This is a genomic window from Photorhabdus cinerea, assembly GCF_011189575.1.
Taxonomy (GTDB): domain Bacteria; phylum Pseudomonadota; class Gammaproteobacteria; order Enterobacterales; family Enterobacteriaceae; genus Photorhabdus; species Photorhabdus cinerea.
The window spans coordinates 23,181-49,092 of sequence record NZ_PUJW01000025.1 but is presented as its reverse complement, the minus strand read 5'-3'; the positions used below and the strand labels follow the sequence as shown (position 1 = coordinate 49,092).

At 45.3% G+C, this 25,912-nt stretch carries 21 protein-coding genes and 3 pseudogenes; 17 read left to right on the top strand and 7 right to left on the bottom strand.

Annotation, left to right across the window (positions count from 1 at the left end; translation table 11 throughout):
* Positions 1-32: 32 nt before the first annotated feature.
* A pseudogene (locus C5469_RS18785) lies at positions 33-467 on the bottom strand (IS30 family transposase); the annotation flags it as partial.
* Positions 468-601: 134 nt separating this feature from the next.
* On the opposite strand from C5469_RS18785, the gene C5469_RS18780 reads away from it, so the two are divergent.
* Both C5469_RS18780 and C5469_RS18775 read left to right on the top strand, forming a co-directional pair.
* Positions 602-913, top strand: coding sequence for a type II toxin-antitoxin system HigB family toxin (locus C5469_RS18780; RefSeq protein ID WP_166309846.1), 312 nt, complete (start codon positions 602-604; stop codon positions 911-913).
* The gene (locus tag C5469_RS18775; RefSeq protein WP_166309824.1) at positions 910-1,326 is read left to right on the top strand and encodes a helix-turn-helix domain-containing protein; all 417 of its coding nucleotides are present in this window, start codon (positions 910-912) and stop codon (positions 1,324-1,326) included. The genes C5469_RS18780 and C5469_RS18775 overlap by 4 nt, the downstream gene beginning before the upstream one ends.
* Before the next feature lie 27 nt (positions 1,327-1,353).
* Here C5469_RS18775 and C5469_RS18770 read toward each other — a convergent pair.
* Positions 1,354-1,605, bottom strand: a pseudogene (locus C5469_RS18770) (ISKra4 family transposase); the annotation flags it as partial.
* Between the two features lie 346 nt (positions 1,606-1,951).
* Positions 1,952-2,296 carry a hypothetical protein gene (locus tag C5469_RS18765; protein ID WP_166309822.1) on the bottom strand — a complete coding sequence of 115 codons (345 nt, stop codon included), beginning with the start codon at positions 2,294-2,296 and terminating at the stop codon, positions 1,952-1,954.
* Between the two features lie 1,606 nt (positions 2,297-3,902).
* Here C5469_RS18765 and C5469_RS18760 point away from each other — a divergent pair.
* The 4 genes from C5469_RS18760 to C5469_RS18745 are packed head-to-tail and all read left to right on the top strand — an operon-like array spanning position 3,903 to position 9,667.
* A complete protein-coding gene (locus C5469_RS18760; protein WP_166309820.1) occupies positions 3,903-5,033 on the top strand; it encodes a LuxE/PaaK family acyltransferase in 1,131 nt (376 codons plus the stop codon).
* Position 5,034: 1 nt separating this feature from the next.
* Positions 5,035-7,443 (top strand): acyl-CoA reductase, encoded by a 2,409-nt coding sequence (locus tag C5469_RS18755; RefSeq protein WP_166309818.1) that lies wholly within the window; start codon positions 5,035-5,037, stop codon positions 7,441-7,443.
* Positions 7,444-7,472: 29 nt separating this feature from the next.
* Positions 7,473-8,747 (top strand): phenylacetate--CoA ligase family protein, encoded by a 1,275-nt coding sequence (locus C5469_RS18750; protein WP_166309816.1) that lies wholly within the window; start codon positions 7,473-7,475, stop codon positions 8,745-8,747.
* The gene (locus C5469_RS18745; RefSeq protein WP_166309814.1) at positions 8,744-9,667 is read left to right on the top strand and encodes a GNAT family N-acetyltransferase; all 924 of its coding nucleotides are present in this window, start codon (positions 8,744-8,746) and stop codon (positions 9,665-9,667) included. Before C5469_RS18750 ends, C5469_RS18745 begins: the two co-directional genes overlap by 4 nt.
* 331 nt (positions 9,668-9,998) lie before the next feature.
* On the opposite strand, the gene C5469_RS18740 is transcribed toward C5469_RS18745, so the two are convergent.
* Positions 9,999-10,400: a hypothetical protein gene (locus C5469_RS18740; protein WP_166309812.1), complete on the bottom strand. Its 402-nt coding sequence runs from the start codon at positions 10,398-10,400 to the stop codon at positions 9,999-10,001.
* The gene (locus C5469_RS18735) at positions 10,397-10,603 is read right to left on the bottom strand and encodes a hypothetical protein (protein ID WP_166309810.1); all 207 of its coding nucleotides are present in this window, start codon (positions 10,601-10,603) and stop codon (positions 10,397-10,399) included. The genes C5469_RS18740 and C5469_RS18735 overlap by 4 nt, the downstream gene beginning before the upstream one ends.
* Before the next feature lie 268 nt (positions 10,604-10,871).
* On the opposite strand from C5469_RS18735, the gene C5469_RS18730 reads away from it, so the two are divergent.
* The 10 genes from C5469_RS18730 (at position 10,872) to C5469_RS24550 (ending at position 24,603) form a co-directional block, all read left to right on the top strand.
* A complete protein-coding gene (locus C5469_RS18730; RefSeq protein ID WP_242689529.1) occupies positions 10,872-13,376 on the top strand; it encodes a type VI secretion system Vgr family protein in 2,505 nt (834 codons plus the stop codon).
* A gap of 31 nt (positions 13,377-13,407) precedes the next feature.
* A complete protein-coding gene (locus tag C5469_RS18725; RefSeq protein ID WP_166309808.1) occupies positions 13,408-15,954 on the top strand; it encodes a DUF2169 family type VI secretion system accessory protein in 2,547 nt (848 codons plus the stop codon).
* Positions 15,951-17,009 carry a pentapeptide repeat-containing protein gene (locus C5469_RS18720; protein WP_166309806.1) on the top strand — a complete coding sequence of 353 codons (1,059 nt, stop codon included), beginning with the start codon at positions 15,951-15,953 and terminating at the stop codon, positions 17,007-17,009. The genes C5469_RS18725 and C5469_RS18720 overlap by 4 nt, the downstream gene beginning before the upstream one ends.
* A 43-nt stretch (positions 17,010-17,052) precedes the next feature.
* A complete protein-coding gene (locus C5469_RS18715) occupies positions 17,053-17,688 on the top strand; it encodes a DUF3540 domain-containing protein (RefSeq protein WP_166309804.1) in 636 nt (211 codons plus the stop codon).
* A 3-nt stretch (positions 17,689-17,691) separates the two neighbouring features.
* Positions 17,692-18,225, top strand: a complete 534-nt coding sequence (gene tssE / locus C5469_RS18710; RefSeq protein ID WP_166309802.1) for a type VI secretion system baseplate subunit TssE — start codon at positions 17,692-17,694, stop codon at positions 18,223-18,225.
* A gap of 3 nt (positions 18,226-18,228) precedes the next feature.
* Positions 18,229-20,097, top strand: a complete 1,869-nt coding sequence (gene tssF, locus C5469_RS18705) for a type VI secretion system baseplate subunit TssF (protein WP_166309800.1) — start codon at positions 18,229-18,231, stop codon at positions 20,095-20,097.
* On the top strand, positions 20,094-21,185 hold the full coding sequence (tssG, locus tag C5469_RS18700; RefSeq protein ID WP_242689528.1) for a type VI secretion system baseplate subunit TssG: 1,092 nt from the start codon (positions 20,094-20,096) through the stop codon (positions 21,183-21,185). Before tssF ends, tssG begins: the two co-directional genes overlap by 4 nt.
* Before the next feature lie 52 nt (positions 21,186-21,237).
* A complete protein-coding gene (tssH, locus tag C5469_RS18695; RefSeq protein WP_166309798.1) occupies positions 21,238-23,862 on the top strand; it encodes a type VI secretion system ATPase TssH in 2,625 nt (874 codons plus the stop codon).
* A 203-nt stretch (positions 23,863-24,065) separates the two neighbouring features.
* Positions 24,066-24,338, top strand: a complete 273-nt coding sequence (locus C5469_RS18690) for a type II toxin-antitoxin system RelB/DinJ family antitoxin (RefSeq protein ID WP_166309796.1) — start codon at positions 24,066-24,068, stop codon at positions 24,336-24,338.
* The gene (locus C5469_RS24550) at positions 24,274-24,603 is read left to right on the top strand and encodes a type II toxin-antitoxin system YafQ family toxin (RefSeq protein WP_422615869.1); all 330 of its coding nucleotides are present in this window, start codon (positions 24,274-24,276) and stop codon (positions 24,601-24,603) included. Before C5469_RS18690 ends, C5469_RS24550 begins: the two co-directional genes overlap by 65 nt.
* On the opposite strand, the gene C5469_RS18680 is transcribed toward C5469_RS24550, so the two are convergent.
* Positions 24,600-24,878 carry a hypothetical protein gene (locus C5469_RS18680; protein WP_207629200.1) on the bottom strand — a complete coding sequence of 93 codons (279 nt, stop codon included), beginning with the start codon at positions 24,876-24,878 and terminating at the stop codon, positions 24,600-24,602. The two genes, C5469_RS24550 and C5469_RS18680, sit on opposite strands and share 4 nt — an antisense overlap.
* Before the next feature lie 65 nt (positions 24,879-24,943).
* Between C5469_RS18680 and C5469_RS18675 the strand changes: the two are divergent.
* Positions 24,944-25,156: pseudogene (locus C5469_RS18675) on the top strand (group II intron reverse transcriptase/maturase); the annotation flags it as partial.
* 218 nt (positions 25,157-25,374) lie between these two features.
* On the opposite strand, the gene C5469_RS18670 reads toward C5469_RS18675, so the two are convergent.
* Complete coding sequence (locus tag C5469_RS18670; RefSeq protein WP_166309794.1) at positions 25,375-25,845, bottom strand: MarR family transcriptional regulator; 471 nt, start codon at positions 25,843-25,845, stop codon at positions 25,375-25,377.
* Positions 25,846-25,912: the final 67 nt, after the last annotated feature.

The following is a 25,912-nucleotide window of genomic DNA, read 5'->3' as shown; positions in this document are numbered from 1 at the left end:
GTAGGTAGATTCACATAATAAGTGCAACATCGTTAATCGGGAAGTAAACATGTTCGTATTCCCTTAAATAATTCATTCGGTGTTTTCCCACTCCGTGTTTTTCGGGGACGATGATTTGATCGGTTTACCACAAAATTTATCTCCTGATCAGAGACTTCATTAAAATCAGTTCCTTTTGGAAAGTATTGTCTGATTAATCCATTGGTATTCTCATTTATCTCTCTTTCCCAAGGCGAGTAAGGGTGAGCAAAGTCAATTTGGGTTTCTAATTTTTTACTCATGATTTCATGATCTGCGAACTCTAAACCGTTATCGAATGTGATGGTCTTAACCCTTTGTTTTAACGGGCATAATACTTTCACTACCGCTTTTGCTACTTCTGATGCCTGCTTGCTATCAAGTTTAACAATAATGGTATACAGCGTTTTGCGGTCAACCAGAGTTAATAAAATACTTTTTTTGTCTTCCTGGCTTTTGTTGCGATGAAAACGATTCTATTTCGGAAGCCAGCCATGTTCCTGTAGAATAATTTGTTTCCATATTGTCAACATAATAAACCTGCGGTATACTGTTTCCAAATTGGAAACAATGGGGTATGGAGATGCATGTTATTTCAAGGGAGCCGTTTGATTTAGCTACACGCTGCTACCCAAATAGTTCCGCCGCACTTGATGATCTATATAAGTCGTTGCAGCGCTTAAAGTTCAGTTCTCCAGATGAAATGAAGTGCGTATTCCCTAGTCTGGATCGGATGAAATATCGGGAAAAATGGTGGGTCATTAATGTTGGCGGCAATAATCTAAGAGTGATGTTTTTTGCAGATTTTGAGCGTGGGAAAATTTTTATCAAGCACATATCAACCCATGCAGAATATGACAAATTGACGGATTATTACCGGAGGAATAAAGAATGATGATCAACGAAGCAATTCAGGCAGTAAATGGTCTGGTAAGCATTGTCCCTCTCTTAGGGGGCAGCACTTCCCGCAAAGATTATGATGAGGCTATGAAGCTGGTAGAATATCTGGTCGAGCACAATCCAGATAGTCCGCTGGTCGATATGCTTACGGCTAAAATTGACACCTACGAAAGTCGTGCACCAGAGTTTACAGAGTTCAATGAACGTATTGCTAGCACACAAAGTGGTGTAGCAATTCTGCGTACATTGATGGATCAGTACGGCCTGAATCAGACTGATTTTGAGGACGAAATAGGGATGCGTTCCCTTGTTAGTCGTATTTTGAAAGGTGAACGTTCGTTAACGCTTGAAGCTATGCGTAAACTCTCAGTTCGCTTTGGTGTACCGGTTAGCGTTTTTGTTGATTAATTGGTGAGCATAAAAATCTTGGGGCACTTATGCGGCAACCGCTTCTGTCCAATAGTGCTCCGTTTCATCACCTAATTTTATGCCGGGATATCAATGCTCAAATTGGGTTTTCAAATCATCATTGAGTACTGCTGTGCGTGTCTGGAGTAAGTAATGCGCACCTTGCTGGCTCCATTGCATCTGCTGCTTTTTCTCCATCCGTTTAGCGATAACTTCATTGATCATCGATTCAACAAATGATGAAGAAATCGGCTCGCCATATCGGTACATTTCGCCAAAAATGCTGTTTCAGGTGAGACTCCAATATCCTCGCCATTGCTTCCACATCAATTTTCCCGTTTCAACGAAACCAACACTGGCATAAAGATTTTTCGCAACAAGATTATAATGAGAAAACTTATCCATAAAACCCGTGATAAGAACTATTCCCGTCGATTAACCGCGTTATTGATGCTCAATGAGGGATATTCGAGAATATAAAACTGCAAGCCAGTTCAACAAAGATTGTGATTTTATCACAATATGCTGTTTCTCCGGCTTCGACTTATATTTTAAGGTAGAGGTTATTATTTATATTTTCCACATGGTTAATACTACACGAGTAAATAATCATGTGAAAGATAAATTACCATTGCCATGTATCAGGGCTGGTTGCGGTTGGTAAGACACTAATGCCATAGTAGCTAATGACAACCACGACATATATATCGCTACCATAGCAATCCAATTGATATTTTCTTCCTCTTTCAGTCCATTGCCAATAATCAGTTTTCCAACTAGCTGGGTAGAATCCTTGAAGAAACGAAGCCGTCCCCGGTCTTAATCCGCTGACATCAAGAGTACTGGTATTTTCAGAGTTACTCCAAATCACCTGACCTCTTAAATTTTCGTTTGTTAGGTTAACAACAAAAAAGAAATGATCATTGCTATCAAGCATTTCACCCTTTTCTTTTTTTTCAGTTTCTTTCATCTTATGCTCCTGATAAATAAATGGATAAAGTTGGTAGTCATAATAGGAATCGCTGTAATCTTTCTACTTTTACTGATGTTACTGTAATAACTACAATAAGAATTATAGTAGAAATATACCCAATAGATTTCAAATTGCAGCGCGGCGGCAAGTGAACGCAGCCAACAAAGCAGCAACTTGAAAGATGAAGGATATAGATGTAATAGGAGGTATGTTTATATACTTCACTATTTCTAACTGAATAGATTTTTTTAATGACATAATTGCCTGTGATAATTATTTTAAATCTGGTTGTCACGGTTTTTTATTAATGCATTTAAGAGATCAAGCTGGAATGAATTAAATAAATTTATGATCGCTGATAATAAATTGTATGTCAGATATATATCTTTATTTCTGGGGAAGGTGTTTTCTTTTATACTGGAAATAGTAAAAATTGAAATTATCACAATTGTTAATTTACACTGACGGTCGTATGGTATGTATTAAAATGGCAATTAATTCATGTTGTTATTTTTTATATTAAAATAATATATAATTGTAATTATATATCAAATTGTGGAAATTAAGTGGTAAATAGTAACAATGCTTAAGATGTTAGTTGTATATTGTGCATTATTGCGATTTTACCATAGTAAAACTTTGTGATTTTTTATTGAAATGTAATTATATATGGTATAACTTATAATAATTCTTACTTGATTGTTATTGAAGAGTATTTCATTCCTTGTCAGGAGTTATGGTTAATTAATGAATATTAATGTGAGTAATTAATCAAGTAAGGAAATTAATAATGTTAAAACTAGTTTCTATCGTATGTATAGGAATATGTTTTTGTTTTTCTAATATGTTTTTTTTAAAGGGATTTTATGTTTATCAAATAGATTTTTTGTATCGATAGTATCATGGGTTGCGTGCTTTTTTGGCATTGTCAATGTTGTTAATGAAAATACAGGTTTTAGACTTGTGTTTCTTATAATGCTGTAAGTAATTCTGAATATTCTTCATCACTGAAGTAGAAATAGACTATATGATATTCTCGTTATTAATCGGTATTGAAGTGATGCAATTGTTAAATATAAAATTCTTGTTCCCCTGAATTTAATGGTTATATTTCTGGTCAGGGTATTTTTCATTGAGAAAATTTCTGAAATAGAAAAGTAACACTATTAACTATTATGCCAGTTATTAATTATGTATGAATATAGTAGAGACTTTAAAATTCTATTTGTTTCTTAAATGTTAATTCTTGATCGTAAACCATGCCTGATGTAGTCATTGAGAACTATTTTTCAAGTTATTAACGTATAAATAATTATGATTAGATTCGATGATAAGGCTATTAACGAGAGATTTGTTATTACATTGACCTTTATTGAATCATAATTGTTGTATTTTTATTGTTTTACTTACAAGGAATTAACAAGTTTAAATATTAGTTTTCCCTATGCAATGATTTATTTTCATTTGGTTAAGTAGTTGTGTTCACCATGCAATGATTTTTTTGTTTGGCTATTTGGGTTTTTACCTGCGGGCTGGTGAAACTGCTTACTTATTATTTTAAGGGAGTAAATGCCCTTTTTTCTTTTTTTTCTGGAGATGACTTTTGACTTCTCTTACTTATGTTGACGCTCTTTGCGCACTTGATCACCCTTATCGTGCCGATAGTGATTGCGATCGACTGTTTAATGCCGCCATGCTTGAGCTGACGTTGTACCATTGTGAAAACACTCCCGGTTACTACCAGTGGCTGAAAGCAGGCGGCTTTGACGTTCAAAAACTAGAGAAACTGAACGATTGGTCGCGTCTGCCACCCATTTTCGCTAATTATTTCAAACAGCAATTGTTGCTCAGCTCTTCTGGCAGGGATGCACTGGAATTAACTTCATCCGGAACTACGGGTCAAAAAAGCCGTATGCGTTACGATACTCGTAGTATCAGCGCAGCTCAGAATATGGTTGAACGCATTTTCGAGTATTACGGTTGGCATACGCCACAACAGCCCTGCAATTATTTGCTGCTGAGTTATGAGCCTGCCGGAGCAATTACTCTGGGAACGGCTTATACCGATCAGTATCTGTGTAAATACGCGCCAGTGGCGCAAGTCTGTTATGCATTGCGCCATAACGGAAAAGGCAATGAATTTGATCCATTTGGTGTGATCCGATCTTTGCAGGAGTTTGTGGTGCAAGGGTTGCCAGTGCGTATGCTGGGTTTTCCGGCATTCCTTTGGTTTGCACTGGAACGGATGCGGGAAATGGGTTTGCCACCGATGCAGCTGCATCCTGAGTCATTAGTATTTTTAGGTGGTGGCTGGAAAACGCACGCCGATAAAGCGATACCAAGATCCTTGCTGTATCAGCGTTTAGGAGAACAACTGGGTATTCCTGATGAGCGTTGCCGGGATGGTTATGGCTCGGTTGAACATCCGGTGCCTTATGTTGAGTGCCGAAATCATCATTTTCATGTGCCGGTTTATGCTCGTGCTTATATTCGTGATACGGCCAGTATGGCTGTCCAATCCTATGGCAAGCCCGGTTTTCTACATCTGATATCACCTTATATCACTTCCAGCCCAGCCCACAGTATTGTGGTGAATGATTTGGCTGTGCTGCATCCAGCTGCTGAATGTGGCTGTGGGGTGGCTACCGATTGGTTTGAGTTATTGGGTCGTGCTGGTACGAGTAAAAACCGCAGTTGTGCGATTGCCGCTTCTGAGTTGATAAAGGAATCCTGAAATGTATTTAATTAATGGTAAGGTTATCTCTGACTTAGAGCCCGCAGCTGTATTGGTTGAACTTAAAAATAGTCTTGCTGATACTCTGGCTTGTCCCCCAAACGTACAACAAGTATTGGAATGTGCCGGGCGCTTTGCCGACAGTCTCGATGCTGTCGCTTCTAAACTTGGACTGGATACCACCACAATCAATACTTTACGCAGTTTTTGTCATCGTGATTCGCTGGAAGCAAAGTTGCGACACGAGTTGGGCGAACAGCCGTTTTCCTTGCGCCGTTTTGACTATACACAACCACGTTTTGAAACTTGGCAACCTTTCGGATTAGTGGTGCACATCACGCCAGCTAATGCTCCGTTGCTGCCATTTATGGCAGTGCTGGAAAGTTTGCTGGTTGGCAATGTCAACTGGTTGCGTCCTAGCAGTAGTGATCGCGGTCTTAATGCACAGATATTGGCTGAATTTTTGCGTCATGATCTTAGCGGTAAGTTAGCGTCTTATGTATCTGTATTGCCTTTACCGTCTGATCAATTGTCAGAATTATTGGATTGTGCTGATGCCGTGTCAGCCTGGGGCAGTAATACTGCATTGACAGCTATCCGTAGCCAATTGCGGCCCGGTTGCCGTTGGATAGATTGGGGACATCGTATCAGTTTTGCTTATCTTGATCCGGTAGCTGCCAGTAGTGCTGATTACGATGCGTTGGCTGATGATGTTTGCCGTTTTGATCAGCAAGCGTGTTCCAGCCCACAGTGTTTGTTGGTAGACAGCACTGATGAGGATGTTTTACGGCAGGTGGCGAGTGCTATGGCTACCACGTTGGCTCAGCGGGCGCCAGTATGGCCAGCGTTACAACCCGATATACAAGAAGCGGCTGAAATCAGCAGTCAGATGGCGTTTTTGCAGTTGGACCAATCTTTTGTTGGTCTGACGGGGTCGGTAGAACAGGGTAATGGATGGCGGGTAGCCTGGATACAGCGTCAGGAACTGGTGCCATCACCGTTATACCGTACTTTGCAAATTCGTCCAGCACCGCGGGCAAAATTAGTAGAAATTTTGCTGTCGTGGCGCCCTTATTTGCAAAGTTGTGGCCTGATAGCCAAAACAGATGAACTGACTGTGCTTAGTCGCCAATTGCTGGCCGCTGGAGTTAGCCGCATATGTCAGGTTGGCGCTATGCACGATGGCTATGAAGGCGAACCGCATGATGGTGTTTATGCATTGACTCGGCTTGCACGACGTGTCTCTGTTAGCTTGAAAGCTGAGCAACTGCCGAGCCATGTCTCGTTGGATAAATTGTCGGTTAATCCGCCAGAATTGGCCGGGATTCCTGTGATGGATAAAGCCAAATTTCAGCAAAATGGCGTCACTGAGAAAGCACAGCTATTTTTCCGCAGTGGTGGTAGTAGTGGTGCCCCCAAACTGGCGGGTTTCAGCCGCAGAGACTATCACAGCCAGATGCAGGCTGCGGCAGATGGCCTGTTTTCCGCTGGTTTGGACCCGGCTCAGGATCGGGTAATGAATTTGCTGTATGGTGGCAACTTGTATGGCGGTATGCTCAGTTTTTTCACTATCTTGGATAAATTATCCGTGCCGCATTACCCAATGGGAGGCCCGATAGACGATGATTTTAGCCAAATCAGGCATTTTATTGTCACTCAAGGGGTCAATACGCTGGTGGGGATGCCAAGCACTATACACCGATTGTTTGAATGTGAAGAAGCCACGTTGCGTGCTTATGGTGGTGTACGCAAAGTCTTTACTGGTGGGGAGCATATTAGCGAAGATAGACGTCAGTTTTTGTCCAGTTTTGGTGTACAGGTGATCCGCTCGGCAATTTACGGTTCAGTAGATGCGGGTCCTCTGGGTCATGCTTGTGCCTGTTGCCACGATGGAGAATTCCATCTGTTATCTGATATTCAATGGCTGGAAATATTGGCTCTGGACAGCGATCAGCCTGTTCCGAACGGTGAGACAGGCCGATTGGTGTTCACCCCTCTGGCACGGGAAGGGCAGTGGATTCAGCGTTACGATTTAGGTGATTTAGGTCACTGGCTGCCGGGTTCCTGTTCCTGCGGATTGCCAGCTCCACGTTTTAAACTGGAGGGGCGTCATGGTGCATTGATACGGGTAGGTTCTATTTTCCTGAATCCGACAGAGTTATCGGCTGGGTTAGCGTTTCCGGTGCAGTGGTTGGTGGGAAATAACTCTGATGGTTGTGATTATATTCATATATTAGCGGATGGGGACGCTGATCAGGTGCGTATTCATCTGTTACAACATAGCAGGATGCTAAATCAAGTTGTCAGCGGTGGATTACTGCAACTGGAAGTGATTCCTACGCCAGTTGGACAGTTCCGTCATCATCCGCAAAGTGGCAAAACGCCGTTAGTGCTGGATTACCGACTCTGAGACCAATAATATTATTTTTTGAGTAAATCATGACATTATCATTATACGATCTGGTTGAATATGCCCGCGATCATGCTCCCTTCTTTAGGGATCTTTACCGTGATTTGCCTCGCTCCGGCTGGACGCTGACTGATTTGCCATTAATCGATCCTGCTAACTACTGGCAGCAGTCGCAACCATTGGAAAACTGGCCGGTATTGACCGGCCCTATCAACGGCGGCCATGTTTTCAAAACAGGTGGCTCTACCAGTGAGGGCAGATTATCGGTGTTCAGTTGTGACGAATGGCGCGCTTTTGTGCGGGCATTCGGGCAAGGACTGGCGCAGCAGCTAAAGCCCGGTGACCGCGTTGCCAATCTATTTTTTGCCGGTGATCTATATACTAGCTTGTTGTTCATTCACGGCGCTTTGTCTTATTCACCGGTGCCAGTGATCGAGTATCCGTTCACTTGTTCAGTTGATGATCAGGCATTGGCTGACGCTATTGTCAGTCTGGGCATCAACGTTCTGGTCGGAGTGCCCGTGCAATTGCTACGTTTTGCCAGCACTTTGCAACAGAGCGGCCAGTCCATACCCAATATTGAACGCCTGTTGTACGGTGGTGAAAGTCTGTTTCCGGAACAACTAACATTGCTGAGTACCGTGTTTCCTAATGCACGCATTGGCTCAATTGGTTGTGCCAGTGTTGATGCTGGCCTCATTGGGGCAGCTGCTCCGGATTGCTGCCATGGCGAACATCGGGTTTTTGATGCTGAGACGATTGTCGAAATTATTGACGAAGCTAGTGGTCAGCCTATTACCGTACCAAGGCAGAATGGCATGTTAGTTGTTACCAACTTACAACGGCGTCTGATGCCGGTTATCCGTTATCCTACTGGTGATATGGCTTGTTGGTGTGAGGAACCTGGGAAACCGCAGCGTAAATTCGCTTTGCAGGGGCGGGCTGGAAGTGCTCACAGAGTTCGAGTGTCCACGCTGTCTCTTTTTCCGGACCAGATTGCTCATTTACTGCAACAGCAAGAAGGAATACTTGCCTGGCAGTTATTGCTGAGCCGTCAGGATGGTATAGATAAGATAAAACTACTGTTGGCCAGAGATCAATCATCGACGTCATCATCTACAACATCAATCCGTCAAGCGCTGTTGGCAGTCCAACCCGCGATAGCCAAGCTATGTTGTCAGGGCGAGCTGTATGTTGAGGTGGTCGACTGTGCTCTCGAAAATATGCTGACTCATCCACGCTCCGGTAAGCTGATGCGTGTGATTGATCATCGTGGTTATCGTGTTGAAGAGAAGGCAGCATGAGCATAAATCCAGTGATGCCATTGATTCGATTATTCCGGGAAGAGGACTCCACCGGTGTCAGCGCCTTATTCCGGGTGGTCTATGGCGAAGATTATGTCTACCCGGAAGTTTATTTGCCAACTATGCTTGGCCGCTATAATGCGGCAAAACACTGGTATTCTGCCGTTGCAGTACAGGATGACCAGGTATTGGGACATGCAGCACTATGGCGGGATGATCGTTGTCCGTTAAGAGCTGAACTCGCGCTTATCGCGGTACATCCACAGATGCGTGGTCAGGGTATCGCCACTGCACTGGGGCAATATTTGTGCGATCAGGCCAGAGAAATGGGCTTGAGTATACTCACTATCAAGCAAGTATCGTCGCATAATCACAGCCAGCGTTTAGCCCAAAATTTGGGCTTTCACACCACCGGCTTGTTGCCGGACTATGTAACATCACCATTTGATCAGACGCATCCTGAAAGCATAGTTTTGGGCTGCCTGCCGTTACAAAGTTGGCCCTTTCCAGAATTACACTGGCCTTTGGGTTGGCAAAATTGGTTGAAATCGGTTACTCAAGTATTTGGTCAGGAGCCTCTAAAACCGGAGGGGGCAGTTGATGCAGAGATCAGCATGACGAGTCATGGCCAAAGGTTGGAAGTGTGGATAGAAAAACAGACAACTGAGCGGATAAAAGAGGTGGCAGAGCTACCGGCTCGCAAATTGGTCTATGTGAAACTCCCGGTAGGGGAAGGTACCCTTCAGGCTATGCAAATTTTGCAACAGGCCGGGTTTGCTTGTACTGGTTTTGTGCCAGGTCATCATCATCGTTGGGAGGCTTTGCTGGTTCGGGGGCATAGTAGGAAAGAGTTGAGTCTAAGTTGTCAGTTTGCTCGTAGTCTGCACCAGCAAAGTATGTTTGCCTGCGCAGTTGGATAGTCCTCCTGCAATGACAGGAAATGATTTGGCGAAATCTGTCAAAGCTTAAAGGGCCTGACAGATTAATAACAAACCTACTTTTTGACAGTAGGTTTTTTTGTATCTCTCGCTCAGAATGCTCTTTTACATATAATCTTATTATTCTACAAATACAATGCTATTACTTGATGTTTATTTTGATATATTGTTAATTACAACTTTGCTGAGGTGGATCTTATATTATATGTGATTGTTCAATATAACGAGGTGGAGATTATGAGAAGTTTATTTATTATTATATTACTTCTCTCTGCAATAATAGAGTCAACAAGTAAAAATGATCCAGATAGCATCATTTAAAAGTACTTAAATTATCTCTGCCATCATCGTTTTCTTGTATCCACGCGAGACATTCATCATATAATGCCTGTACAGGTTGGTTTAGATTAAATACTTTGCGAATACCAGGCCACTCCGTTATTATTCGGCTGGTTCCGCATGAGGAGTCAATCAACAAGCTAAGATGCCAGTCAGATAACCAATGATATTGCTGGCAAAACCCGGCTATCTCACTTAACCATTCCCGGTTACGGTTGCAGATATCTAATAACATAAAGCCATACGATTCGTCTGTGGCGGCTGTAAATTCTGATGGTGATGAATACGTATGGAGTACGTCTACATGCGGTGTTAGCAAGTATAAAAATGCCTTACGCGTCATTTCGCAGGCACTGATGATAGATAGCCGCTTCATTCTTTCTCCCTCTTTTGCAGGCTTGGTTTTGCCAATTCAGTTTGTAATTCATCCGGTAAGTCTGCCAGAAACCAGTAATATTCTGGATACAATAAACTGGCTAGGTTGTCGAATAATGCCGGGCTGTCATAATAAGACGACCGCGTCGGATTTTGATTCGATGTTATCGATCTCGTTGATCTTCTTGATCTTTTACGAAACATATTTTCTCTCCATATTTGTCATTATTGTACTGGTAATCAGGTAGCTTCCTGATTTACCAATATCAAATGTCAGTGTTAATAGTCAGTATATTGCGCATCGGTCTCAATCCGTTGAATACCTGATAACGGTGCATCTATTAAGGAGAAAATAAATCTCATGTTATTACCTGATGTTCTGCTCTGACCTGTACAGCCTATTATCGCCTGAGATATTAGCGCGAGCGACGCCCATTGATAGTAAGACGGGCCTGTTTTATTGGAGAAGATCATGATGAGTCAAACATCCGATTATCGTACAGATGCCCGCATGATTGCGAATATACCGCGTAATATTTCTGATAGCGATAAACTGCGTTTCAGAAAATTAACCGGTAGCGAATCGTTGTCGCAATTGTATCAGTTTAACGTGGAGTTTCTCTGTCCATGTAATGATCTCGATATGAAGTCATTATTGGGTAAGAGTATGTCTCTGGAGATACCATTGATACAGGGTGGTTCCCGTTTCTTGCATGGTAATATTACGCGCATCGAATATGCTGGACATTATTTGCAGGAAGGTGGGGATAAGTTATATATCTTCACGTTGCATCCTTCTTTATGGTATTTGACGCAAAACCGTGATTGTCATATTTGGCAGGGACAGAGTGTGCCGGATATTATTGCTGGCCTACTTGCAAAATATAATATCAATATCGAAAACCGTCTCAGTAGCCATTATCGTCAATGGGAATATTGTGTTCAATATCAGGAAAGTGATTTTGACTTTATTAGTCGATTAATGGAACATGAAGGTATTTATTATTATTTCAGTCATCAGAAAGAGGGGCATACTTTAATTCTGGCTGATTCCCCGAATGCGCATCGGCCATTTAATGATGCTTATGCTCAAATTCGTTATTTAGCTGCAAAACCGGGTGTTGTTGATCATCAGGAAGGTATTACCTGCTGGAATACGGCACAGGAAATTACGCCGCGGGTTTACACGCTAGATGATTATGATTTCCGTAAACCACGGGCGCATTTATTAGAAGTATGTCGTAATCCAGCGTCGTTTGCAGCGAATAAGGCTGATGTTTTCGAATGGCCGGGACGCTATATCGACAATCAGCACGGTCAATTTTATGCGCAAATTCGTCAGCAGGCGTTTAAAGCGCAACAACAACAGATGTATGGTAATACGACCGCGTGCGGAGTGGCGCCGGGAAGTACTTTTACCCTGCAAAATAGCCCTTTTCCGTCTGATTCAGACGCTTTTCTTGTCACACATGTAGAGTATGAATTGTATGACTGTACGCTGTATGACGAATTGGACAAGTGTAATCAGGATAAAGGGCCATTTCAGGCCACATTTCGTGCAGTGCCGGCTGATATTGTCTGGCGTCCACAGCGGATAACGCCTTGGCCGAAAACCTGTGGCCCCCAAACGGCGGAAGTCACGGGGCCGGCAGGAGAAAGCATTTGGACCGATAAATATGGTCGTGTCAAATTGAAATTCCGTTGGGACAGATACAGCCAGCCGGATGATCGCAGCTCTTGCTGGGTGCGAGTTTCCAGCAGTTGGGCTGGTTGGAAATATGGCAGCTTACAAATCCCACGCATCGGTGAAGAGGTGGTGGTTGATTTTATTAACGGTGACCCGGATCGCCCGCTGGTAACTGGGCGGGTGTATAACGAAGAGTGTATGCCGCCTTGGCAGTTACCCGATGATGCGACCCGAATGGGCTTTATGAGCCGCAGTAAGAAGGGCGGGGTAGAAAATGCCAGTTTTCTGTTTCTCGAAGATGCGCCTGGGCGTGAATCATTCACGATGCACGCTGAACGTGACATGAATATCTCCGTTGAGCACGATAAAAATATTACTGTTGATGGTGTTTTAGCTCAGGAGATAAAAGGCGAAACCCATTTCAAGCATTATGGCATGTGCAACACCCTGAAAACGATGCCGGATATTCAAACCTTCCTGTTAGGGAAAACTGCCGTTATCGGTGTCGGTGGACGCGCAGATTTTATTGCGGGTGGCAGGTATGAACGTATCCACGGTAAATCAGAGACACAGGTCAGTCAGAGTATCAGCCAGCATGCCGGGGAAAACATCAGCTATCATGCGCGGGGCAATATTCTGTTCGATGCGGGTAAACAAATCATCTACGGTGACAGCCTGTATCTCAACAAAGAAAGCAGCGATCCCAATAATCAGGCGCAGAAGAAGCTGATGACATTACAGGGGCTGACACCGGAGGAAATCGCGGATCAGAAAGCATCGGAGCAGCAACAGCAACAGAAAATTCCAACCTCAGTGATTTACAAGAAGGGGGTCAGTGTTGAGATCAACGGTGTTGATAACAGACGCGTAGATAAGGATCAGAAAGTAGAAATTAAGGGCGCGGTAACGCGAAGTATTGATGGTAGCTGGCAAGAACATGTTAAAGATAACCTGAAAATTCAGGCAGATGCCGATGCTCATCTTAATTGTGGCGGTAAGGTGTGCATCGAAACAAAAGATATGGAGCATAAGATTGAGGGCCACATAGAAACCCATGCCGGCAATACCTTAACCGTTTGTGGCACGACGGAGAGTGTCAACATGCTCAATTACACCAACTCCTCTATTGCTATGAAAAATGAGGGTGTGGTGATGTCAAATAATATGCTGAACATCGGTAATACCACGCTCCATATGTCAACCAATACCCTCAACCTTAGCTTGGGACAGATAAATATCAATGCGGTAGCACTGAGTCTCAGTCTCAGTGGTTTAAGTATTTTTATCTGACATACCAAGGCACAAGACAGGAGAATTGGTGATGAAAATTATAAAACCTCTGAGATTGGGACTCTTACATCGTCCGTGGCGCTGGCAGCAGCAAAACTATTTGGGCGTCACGGTGATGGCGCTGACCGATATGAGCGATTCACCACAAATCAGGCCAGAACCGGAGCTATGGCAACTGGTTTCACAAGAGTTGCAAAGCACCGGCGGAGTATTGGATCTTGCCATCCCTAAGCCTTGTGCAGAATTCTTTGCTACCGGTTATGCCTGGACGAATCATCAGTCGCAAAAAGAGGCTTGTATAGCGAGGATTCAGGTTGCTGATAAAGAAAAAAGCCTGATGGTGTTTGGTGATCGTTACTGGCAGAACGGGCATCCTTCAGCGCCACAGCCGTTTGAGAAGATGCATCTTGATTGGACAAATGCTTTTGGCGGTAACTGTACGGCAGAAAACCCGTTGGGTAAGGGGGATGAACCGGTTACCCATGATGGCGTATTGTGGCATCCATTACCTAATGTTGAATTGCCTGACCAGTTGCTGCATTCAGTATATCAGCGTGTACCGCCAGCCAGTTTTGCACCACTGGATTTTAGCTGGCCTCAACGTAGCCGCTTGATGGGGAAAAAATATGATAAACAGTGGCTGGCACATGAATTTCCCGGTTTTGCCCGCGATACCGATTGGCACCTGTTCAATATGGCCGGACAGGATCAGTGGTTGACGGGACAATCTTGTTTGCCACCCGCTGCTAGCTGGCGCATCTGGAATATGCATCCCACTCAGGCCGTACAACAGGGAACGTTACCGGGCTGGCAGGCACGTTGTTTTATCAACCGCCAGCGTGGTGAGGAAATGCGTCTTGAGGAGGTCCATTTACGTGCTACCACGGCATGGTTTATGCCTCATTTGGAACGCATGGCACTCATTTGGCATGGTGCCTGTCCGATTAATGAAGATGATGCCGCGGATGTACATCAGATGTTGGTCGCTATGGAGCTGGCACAGTCTGAGCGTCCGGTTGCCCATTACCAACAGGTGATGACACAACGAGCAGAAAAAGAGAAAGGTGCACTTTTTACCCTACGGGAAAAGGATTTGATGGATGAAAGCCTGATTGCGCCTTGGATAGATAATGATGTGCAGGTTACACCCAGTGCATTGGCCGAGACGATGACAAGGCGTGAAACCTATTTGCGCCAGCGGCATCAGGCGAGAAGTCAGAAGCAAGATCAGGATATCAATCAACTGCTGACAGAGTTGCCGCTGCAAGGGGAAAAAGCGCTGACTGCCGATAAATTACCTGAGCTGGTTGCCAGTCTGGAGCGGCAGGCAGAACGTATACAACAGCGTGTTCAGAAAAAAAGTGCTGCTTATGCAGCAACGAAACAAACCAGTGCTCCCCCGGCTGGCCCGGCAAGTTACTACCGCATGTTGGATCTGTTGCACAAACAGTCGCAAAAAACGCCGGAATTGCAGACACCTGAAACATTGAAACAGACACACCGCAGCTTGCATCAGATGTATCTGTTGTCAGCGAATACGCGTCCACCAGCTACCAGATTGCAGGGTGAACAAGCAGAGGTGCTACGTCGCCATGTGATGGCTTGCATGGCAACAAAACGTGATCTCAGTGATATGGATTTGACGGGGGCCGATCTTTCTGGTTTGGATCTGCGTCGGGCTAATTTACAACGTACCCTGCTGGAAAATGCCAATCTGGATAACTGTTGTCTGGATGAAGCTGATCTGAGTGAAGCGATGCTGGCCTATGCCTCACTGAATAATACCTCGCTGAATGCTGCCTGTTTAGATAATGTCTCACTGACTGGAGCACGGTGTCACAACTGTTATTTTACCGGTGCACGCCTTGGTGGTGTGTTGTTGGAGCAGGCGGAGCTGGTCATGTGTGATTTCTCCCAGGCTTCTCTGAGTGATATTTTGTTGCGTCAGTGCATGCTCTACCATTGCCATTTTTCCCAAGCACGGTTGGAAAATTGCCTGTTTATGGATCTGGTGCCGGAAGAGCTGGATTTTAGTCATGCCCATTTGACACGTATGACGGTGATCAATGGCGGGTTTACCGCAGTACGTTTCAATCATGCGGTGATGGATAGCTGTACTTTTCTTGATAGTGCACTCGATCATGCTCAATACCAGCATGCACACTTAGAGAGTTGTGTATTTACGGGTAAAACTCATATTCGCTCCGGTCTGTTCCAGCATGCGCGGCTGACCAGTTGTAACTTTCGCCTCACACTCCTTGAAGCCGCTGATTTTTCAGAGGCTGTACTGCAAAACTGTGATTTCAGCGAAGCTGATCTCAGTTTTGCCCAAATGCGGGCTGTTAATGGCAGCAACTCTCTGTTTATTCGTACCTTGTTGACGAATAGTAATTTGCAGGAAGCTAACCTGATGGGGGCAATACTGCAAAAGTCCCATTTAGCGGGGGCAGATTTGCGTCGCGCTAATCTGTTTCGCGCCGATATTTCTCAATCCAGTGTTGATGTGAATACTCAGTTGCAGGGTGCTCTGCTTGATCAGTGTAAAACTCTACCTTGTGCCAGCGGGGACTTAATATGAAAACGTTAACGCCGGAACAACTGAGTGAGCTGATTTCGCAAGGGGAAATTATTCAAGATATATGTCTGACTAACGACCTGCTGGCAGGGCGGGATCTGGCTGGTATGGTGTTTGTCAATGTTGTTTTTGAAAGTGTTGATCTCAGTTGTTGCAGACTTGATGAGACAGTATTTCAGCAATGTCAGCTATCGTATGCCTCCTTTCAGGGCATGGCGATCAAGGGGTGTTCGTTTCAACAATGTACTTTGTCGCAAGCGTGCTTTGATCGCACTCAACTGAATAACTGCGTATTTAATGACTGTCAGCTGGAACAGCTCTCTTTGCAGCATGCAGTTCTTGATAGTAGCTATTTCATCGTTTCTCACCTTAATAATGTGCGTCTTACCGATAGTTCGCTTGATAAGGTCATACTGTACGACTGTGATATTCACAATGGTGCGGTGCATAGCTGTCGTTGCCAGAGTTTGACTTGGTTCGGTATGGATCTGCGCAGTGTCACCTTTGCAGGTAGCCGTTTTGAACGGGTCGTGTTTGCACATTGCGATCTACGTGAAGGACAGTTTCAAGGACTTACCTTTCAGGCTTGCCAATTTACCGATAACCAATTGGATCATGCCGATTTCCGACAAGCGATATTAACGCAGAGTTGTTTTAAAGGCGCATCTCTGCGAGGTGCCTGTTTGGATGAGATACAGGCTGAGGGCGCGCTGTTTATTGAAAGTGATTTACGTGAAGCGCAGTGTCGGCAGGCAAAAATCAATCACGGGCAGTTTATTGCCGCCCGTTTGAGCCAGTCTGATTTCTCTCACAGCACATTAGTGCAAAGTCAGTGGCGCTATGCGCACGCGGATAACTGCTCTTTTATCGGCTGCGATTTGAGCTATGCCGATTTCAGTTGGGCAGATCTCAGTCACGCCGATCTGCGTCAGGCGCGTTTTAAGCGCACGCTGATGCATCGGGCCTGTCAGCAAGCAACCCGTTTCTCCAACCGTCAAGGCATTTTGGAACAGGATGAAGCGCTGTTTGCAGCAGAGATGTGGAGTGCGCGCCGCTAGCGTTTAACGGAAGTCAGAAGTTTACTAGTGATGAGGTTGATCTATGAACGCAACGCAAAAACCATTTCCATTGGGGATTAATCTCCCTCAACAGGCTGCGGGGCAAGTAGTCAGCATACTGCCAACCGGTGATGTCATCGTCGAGTATCAACAACGTGGCTGGCAATGTCGTGTTGCTATCAGTTGTTTGCTGAGTCCACAAACTGGTGACGAGGTGCTGATTTGTGGTGACGATAGCCATCGGCTATGGGTGCTGGCTGTATTGAGTCGTAGTGATGAGCAGCAGACTGTAACGCTTAATGTTCCGGGGGACTTATGTATCGCTCCGCAAGGCAAATTAACGCTCCACAGCGCTGAACAGGTCAGTATTGATAGCCAATCTGTGCAGATCACGGCGCAGCAGAGTGATTGCCATATTGCTCATATGCGTTACAGCGGTGATGAGTTGACTGCTTGGGTGAATGTGGCTTGTCTGCTTGGGCAGCGCGTGGAAGCCTTGTGGAAAACCGTAGTGCAAATCAGCCAGCGCGTATTGCGTAAGGTTGAACAGGCAGAACATGTCCGGGTTGGGCAGCTGGATTGTCAGGCGCGCGATTATGTCCGTCTGCATGCACGTAATACCATTATCACGTCACAGGCGATAACGAAAGTGGATTCTGAACAGATTCATATGGGCTAAATGATGAGCAGAATACCAGAAAAAAACGCCCGGGAACGTAGGGGGTCGGCAGTTTATGCCAATCATCAGACATTTCCCATGTTACTTGAACGTCTGACAGAGAGCGGAAATGATCGGGAAGATGCGCTGTATGGTGACAGTGCTCAGCAACTTCGTTTGTCGGTTCTGCATAATTTACAGGCTCTACTTAATTGCGACCATTATTCCTCTGGTGCCGATCTTTCATCATGGCCGCATGTCAGCACCAGCACATTGAATTTTGGTATTCGTGCACTGGCTGGAAAGTTTGTTTCTCAGGTGAGCTGGGAAAGTATTGAGCGTGCGATACGCGAAGCTATTCTCCATTTTGAACCGCGCATTATGCCGCAGGAATTAACCATCACGGGTATGCAGGGCGATCAAAAACTGAATGCTCACAATATTCTCTGCTTTGAAATCCGCGGGCATCTGTTGTGCTCTTCCCGCCCATTGGCATTTGCTTTCAGTAGTCATGTTGATCTGGAAAATGGCCGTTTTGAGCTGGTGAATGGAGGGTAAATCATGCATGAAAAATTACTGGAGTATTACAATCGTGAGTTGGCATGGCTGCGTGAAATGGGAGGAGAATTTGCTCGTCATTATCCCGGCGTTGCTGGGCGATTGGGAATGCAAGGTAATGAAGTTACCGATCCTTATGTTGAGCGTTTGATGGAAGGGGTTGCTTTTCTGACTTCGCGCATTCAACTCAAAATGGATGCTGAATTTCCGCGTTTCTCCGCTCAGTTACTGGAAGCGCTTTACCCTAACTACCTTGCTGGCCTGCCTTCGATGGCAATTGTTGAATTACAGCCAGATCCGACTAAAGGAGATCTGAGCAAAGGTTTTCCTGTACCTCGTGGTTCTCTGATGGAGAGTTTGGCACTGAAAAAGAAGGGGCTTAACTGTTGCTACCGTACAGCGCAGGATGTCACTTTACAACCACTGCGTTTGCTACAGGTTGAATTGGGTGGTGTTCCAGCGGATATTCCACTTTCTGCACTTGGCGGTGCGAATGTACAGGGTGCTTTGCGTATTCAGCTATCGTGTTTTGATAATGTGTCATTGGGCGAATTGCAATGTGATGAGCTGATGCTTTATCTCAGTGGCGGCGATATTCCCGCGTTACAATTGTTGGAATTACTGATGGCACACTGTCAGGGGGTGTTGTGCCAAATTCCCGGCAGTTCAGTACAGCGGTTATTGCTGCCATCTCAGGCATTGCGTCATGAGGGTTTTGCCTCGGAACAGGCATTGTTGCCGGTTGATTTGCGCAATGTAGAAGCTTATCGCCTGTTGCAGGAATATTTCGCTTTTCCTGCCCGTTTCCAGTTTTTCAGTATCAGTGGGTTACAGCCATTGCTGGCACAGGCCGGTAAACAACAGAGATTAGAAATTCAGATCCTATTGGATGTACGTTCGCCACAGTTGGAAAAGGTGGTGGATGTTAGCCATCTGGCTTTGCATTGTACCCCTGCTATTAACCTTTTCCCTCGTACTGCCGAGCCGATGATACTTAATGAACAACAGCATGAATACCATGTTGTGGTTGATAACATGCGTCCGCTTGATTATGAGGTTTTTTCTGTCACAGCATTACGCGGTATTGGTACTCAGCATGATGGCGACCAGCGCTATATTTTCCATCCGCTTTATCATACGCAGCATGATGATGCGTTGGTTAATGCGGGGTATTTTTCTATCCGCCGTGAATCTCGTCTGCTGCTACAGGATGTAAACCGCTATGGTATGCGTTCTGATTATCTTGGCAGTGAGGTTTATGTCTCGCTGGCAGACGAGCATCATCCGCCCTGGCGCAGTGATTTGAAATATCTCAGCGCGGAAGTTTTGTGTACTAACCGTGATCTTCCTTTATTGCTGCAACGACAGGCACAAGAAAGCTTGGTGATGCAGGATTCTGTACCTGTTTCTGCCGTTCAGTTGCGTAAAGGCCCCAGTAATCCCCGTCCGGCATTGGCAGAGAGTAGCGTTTGTTGGCAGCTAATCAATCAGTTACAGCTCAACTATTTTAGCTTGCAGGATTGCACCACTGAACAGGGTGAAACGGAACTACGACAGCTGTTACGGTTTCATGCAAGTCAGGCAGATGCGGTGATTGCGCAGCAGATTAACGGTATCCGTTGTTGTCGCTTACAGGCTCAAAATCGCCACATGGCCGGTACACCGTTGTTTCGGCGTGGAATCAGCGTAGCATTGGAGGTCGATGAACAGGCATTTTCTGGCCGTTCTCCTTGGTTAATGGGAAGTGTACTGGCGCAGCTGTTTAGTCGCTTGGTGACAGTAAACAGTTTTGCCGAAACAACGCTGTCCAGTGTGCAACGGGGGACGATCGGATTCTGGTCGGGGCGTGATGGGGTGAGGACCTTGTTATGAAGATATTCGCCATACACGCCGACAATCAGATCGTACAAGTTGGAGAAAAAATACAGACTGCATCATCTGCCCTTGATACACACTTTTGGTCTGAAAGAGAAAAAACACCGTGGGATTTCGATCTGTTTCAACTGCTACGGCGTATTGATGCACAGTCAGGCGCGCCCTATTCATTGGGACGTTCACCTTTACCGCGTTATGAGCCATTGCGTTTGGGACAGCAACCGACGTTGTGCTTTGCACCGGCAGAAATTGCGTCCATCGTGCCTTACCCAGATGGCACTTGCTATCAGATTAATATCAATAACTTTGGTCTGTTTGGCCCGAATGGGCCTCTGCCTTTACATGTCACTGAGTTTGCCTGGCAACGTCAGAAGCAACATAAAGATCATGCACTGAGTGCCTTTTTTAACCTTTTTCAGCACCGTTTAATAACCTTGTTTTGGCGTGCATGGGCGGATGCTCAGCCTTGTCTTTCCTTTGATCGCAGCGATAACCGTCGTTTTGACCACTTTTTTGCTAGCTTTATCGGCATGGGACACATTCCGAGTTATAACTTTCGGCAGGAACGGACGCATCACTATATGGCTGGGCATCTGAGCCGTTATCCGCGTAATAAAGAGGGTTTGCTGTGTTTGTTACGTTACCACTTTGGTTTACCGGTTACGTTACATGAAAACCAGTTTCATTGGTTAGCGATTGCTCGTGATGAGCAGTTACGGCTGCATAACGGGCATTCAGGTGCCCGGTTGGGATGCTCAACTCGTCTCGGTATTGCGGTGGCCGATGTGCAATATGCATTTTGTCTGGAACTTGGCCCGCTCTCCTGGTCGGCATATCAGCGTTTCTTACCGGCTTCACGATTCGCAACATCCTGTTGTGATGATCTTCAGCAATTGTGTGACTGGGTTCGGGGTTATGTCGGCCTTGAATATGCCTGGAAGCTCAGAATTACGTTGGATCACCAACATTATCAGGGCTGTTCATTAGGTAGCGCTCAGTCTCTGGGGCAAAACTGTTGGCTGGGGCTTAACACCCATCATCACGATCGTAGCGATCTCTGTTTCAGTCCAGATAAGGCTGCGTAGTCATAACAAGCTGCATCTGTTTTCTTTTCTATCCAATATGGACGAGGGTTCTATGTCAGATATCAATCGCCAGTCACTATTTAATAAACTTAATCCGCCCTTGTTTAGTGCTTTGGAAAGCGCCAGTGCATTTTGTAAGCTGCGAGGCAATCCTTATGTTGAACTGGCGCACTGGTTGCATCAGCTGATGCAGCAAAAAGCGGGCGATCTGCAACAGATCATGGGCCATTTTGCACTGGATGAGCAGCAGGTGGCACGGGATATTGTACAGGCTCTGGACGCATTGCCGCGCGGAGCTAGCGCGATTTCCGATCTTTCCGCTCATATTGATGAAGCAGTGGAACGGGCTTGGGTGTGTAGCTCTGTGACCTTTGCGGCAGGTGAGATTCGTGGGGTTCACCTATTGCTGGCCCTGTTGACGACTTTTAATCTGCGCCAGCATTTGTTAGCTATCTCCGCCCAGTTTGCCCGTATTAATGCGGAAAGTCTGGCGCAGGATTTTACTCATATCCTGAGCAACAGTACGGAAAATAGTCTTCAGAGATCAGTAGCAGAGAATGGGAATAATAAGTCAACATCAGAGAGCGCGTTACAACGTTATGCGCAGGACATGACAGCACTTGCGAAGGCCGGGCGAATTGACCCTGTTGTTGGGCGGGATAAGGAGATCCGCCAATTGGTTGATATTCTGCTACGTCGTCGGCAAAACAATCCTTTGATTACCGGTGAGGCTGGTGTGGGTAAAACGGCGCTGGTGGAAGGATTGGCATTGCGTATTGCATCAGGCGATTTACCGCCGTCATTGTGTCATGTTCAGCTCTGGTCATTGGATATTGGCCGTTTGGAGGCGGGCGCTGGCATGAAAGGAGAATTTGAGGCACGTTTGCAAGCGGTGATTAATGAAGTTCAGCAAAGCCCAGTTCCCATTATTCTGTTTATTGATGAGATTCATATGCTGATTGGCGCTGGTGGTGCGCAAGGGGTTGGTGACGCAGCGAACCTGTTGAAACCGGCACTGGCGCGTGGACAGTTGCGTACTATTGGTGCTACTACTTGGGCGGAATACAAAAAGCATATTGAAAAAGATCCGGCACTGACCCGGCGCTTCCAGGTATTGCAGGTCGAACAGCCGGACGAAGCGCTGGCTTTACAAATGATACGGAGTTTGTCTGGGCAGTTGGAACAGCATCATGGTGTGTTATTACTGGACGAGGCTTTGGAAGCCGCAGTATCGCTCTCTCATCGTTATATTCCGGCTCGCCAATTGCCTGATAAAGCTATAGCTCTGCTTGATACCACCTGTGCACGGGTCGCGGTTAGCCAGCACAGTCAACCGGCGGTGTTGGAAAATTATCGCCGTCAGCTTGATGCACTCCAAATGGAATATGAGATTGTCTGTCGTGAGCAACAACTGGGTGGTGATCATGATGCACGTTTAGCTCAGCTTGATGAGCAGCGCCGTGAATTACAGGCGGCGGAGCAGCAGATGGTTCAGCGTTGGCGGGCTGAAATGACACTGGCTCAGCAGATTATCAGCTTGCGTCAACAACTGATTGCCGATGATGAAATACCGGTGGATGATGTACAGCGTTTGGCGTGGCAGACACAGTTACAGGATTGTCGGCAACAATTGAGTTTATTGCAGGGAGAACAGCCATTAATTACGGTGGCGGTGGATGCGCACAGTGTTGCAGCGGTGGTTGCGGATTGGACCGGCATCCCTCTTGGTCGGATGGTAAAAAATGAGCTCAATGTTGTCCAGAAGCTGGAACACAGCTTGGGGCAACGGGTTATTGGTCAGCAACACGCGCTAAATATCATCAGTGAGCGGGTGCGGACGGCGCGTGCACATTTGGCTGATCCGAATAAACCGGTGGGGGTATTTCTGTTGTGTGGTCCTTCTGGGGTAGGGAAGACCGAAACGGCATTAGCACTTGCTGAGAGCTTGTATGGTGGTGAACAGAATCTGATTACCATTAATATGAGTGAATTTCAGGAGCCACACAGTGTATCAACCCTGAAAGGGGCGCCTCCGGGGTATGTTGGTTATGGTGAAGGTGGCGTCTTAACGGAAGCGGTTCGGCGACGCCCATACAGTTTGGTATTGCTTGATGAGGTGGAAAAGGCCCATTCCGATGTGCATGAACTGTTTTTTCAGGTATTCGATAAAGGCTGGATGGAAGATGGGGAAGGTCGGCGTATTGATTTCCGTAATACGCTGATCATATTGACCTCGAATGTGGGGAGTCAGGAAGTTATCAGCGCTTGTACTTGGCAGGATGGTTTGCCGAATATGGAAACGTTGACCCAGCAGTTACGCCAACCGCTGTTACGGACATTTCCTGCTGCACTGCTTGGCCGCCTGACAGTGATTCCTTTTTTATCATTGAGTGATGAAATGTTGGAAAATATTGTGCAATTACAGCTGGCGCGGGTGGCTCAGCGTCTGCGGGAAAATTATGGTATTGCAGCGCAGTTTGACCACCGAGTGACGCAACAGATTATTTCCTGTTGTATAGAACAGGAATCTGGTGCTCGCAGGATTGATTCCATTATTACGAATACTTTATTACCGCAGATCAGTCGCAAATTGCTGACGGCAACGATAGAGAATCAACATTATTCACAATTGCAGGTGACTTGGGAGGGGACGGCGTTTCAGTGTCATTTTTGCTGAGATAGGTACCGTCCTTAAGTGTATTAGCCCGGTTTTAATGCCGGGCTTAAAAGCTTTGTTTTTTTGATTGTTATTACCAGTGCATTTCTGAGGTGGGTAATATAGTCAAAGATTTAACCTGTTCAAAGAAGATTAAAAGCTATTTTTGTGGCTCGTGTGTGCTACATTGTGATGTAAACTGATAACAAGGAGCTAAGGCTAAAATGGCAACTATAAAAGCTGAAATTGTCAGAGCAAGAGTTGATCCCAAGTTGAAAGAAGATGCGGAAAAGGTGCTATCCGCGTTGGGAATAAGTCTATCTGATGCTATTAGGATATTTTTAAATCAGGTTTCATTAAGGCAGGAATTTCCTATTGAGTTAAAGATACCTAACAGGACAACTCTAAAAGCAATTGCTGCACCGGTAACTGATGAGGTATTCATTTCAGCAGATGAATTATTTTCTAGTGTGTGTGGTGATGATGCTGAAGATTAGACAGAAAGCGCAATTTAAAAAGGATTTAAAAAAAGCGATTCTGGATAGAAAGAGGAACACAGAACCACTTAAAACACTCATTAACAGGCTAATCGTTACGGGTACTGTACCGGAGACTTTTAAACAGCATCAATTAAGAGGAAATTGGAAACCGTGCATGGAATGCCATATACAGCCAGATTTTTTGTTGATATGGGATATTGATTGGGAAAAACAGGAACTAATCTTAATCCGATGTGGATCTCATTCTGAATTATTTGGTTAATTTATAGACCAGTAAAATTTTGGGGTGGTTTTTGTTCCTACGTTGATTTCTGACTGCCGATGACCGGGGCGTGATACTGATGTTATTTCATCACTGGCCTTATTGAACAGTTTGGAAGCTTCCCCAACGTCACCTTTCTGTAAGGCTTTTTCTACCGCCTTGATAGTTTTCCCGGCAGCATCACCCGCACCCGGAATAATCGCTACGGCGGCGGCCAGATAATCTAACGTGCTTTCGGCTTCGGCAAAACCTTTGATATCACCAATGATCGGCACGAAGTCAGTACCTAAACTGATAACGTCTCCGGCTTGTTTACACGCTGCCGGTGACTGCTGACAAAAGGCTCGTTTTGAATACCGTCATCAGAGTAGTCAGAGGCTGGATAAATTATCACGGCATATCTGATAACCAGAGACGAGTTGGGCAGTTTATCTACCAAAGTACGCGAATAATCTACAGATGGTTCAACCGTAAAGGTGGTCGTCGCCAACTGACGTGGAAAAAGCTGAATCTGATCCTGAATCTATGGTCACCCCCCTTTTTGCAACACTAATTTTTGATGAATTTTTGGCTTGCTTAAATCTATCCGGCGTCACGGTAGGCAAGGAGCCTGCGCCTCGATGAGTTCCGCACGTCCGGTTCTAAGGAGGGGCCCGTCCGGGTAACCGGCGGGTCTGCTCAACCACAACCCCAACATCTATCATACCTGCTGCACTTAATAGGTTAATTCAGCTTTAGTTTTTGTGAAGCGTGATTTTATCTTCATAATATTTAATCCTCATCATTAATTAGTGTTTGTGTATATAAAAGATTTGCGGCACGATGACAAAGTTCTGTAAATATGGCTATTTCACTTTGGGACATATTAGATGCCACAATATCAGCCATATTGTGTCTGTTGGACTCGACTCGCTGCAAAAACATTAGCCCCTTTGGACTCAATTTAGTGACCAACTCGCGTTTATCGTTTTCTCCTGTTTCTTGTTTAATAAATTCGTTATCTTTTAGCAATCTCAGAATTTTAGACATTTTAGAGCGAGTAAAGCCGAGTTTTTCGCTAATCGCAGTAGGATTCATAGATTGATATTGTCGAAGTAAATGTAAAGTATCATATTCTGCCCATGAAATACCCTCCGGGTTTGTGATGGTCCTTCTTGCAACAAGGACACACTGAAGCCTGCTCAATGCATCTTCAAAAGATGTTATGGTAGTATCACAAGTATCTTGATTATCTGTTGTCATGTGGGCTCTTTTATAACCTGAATATTGAATAAGAAATCGAGTTAACTGCCTGTCCCATAAATAAAAA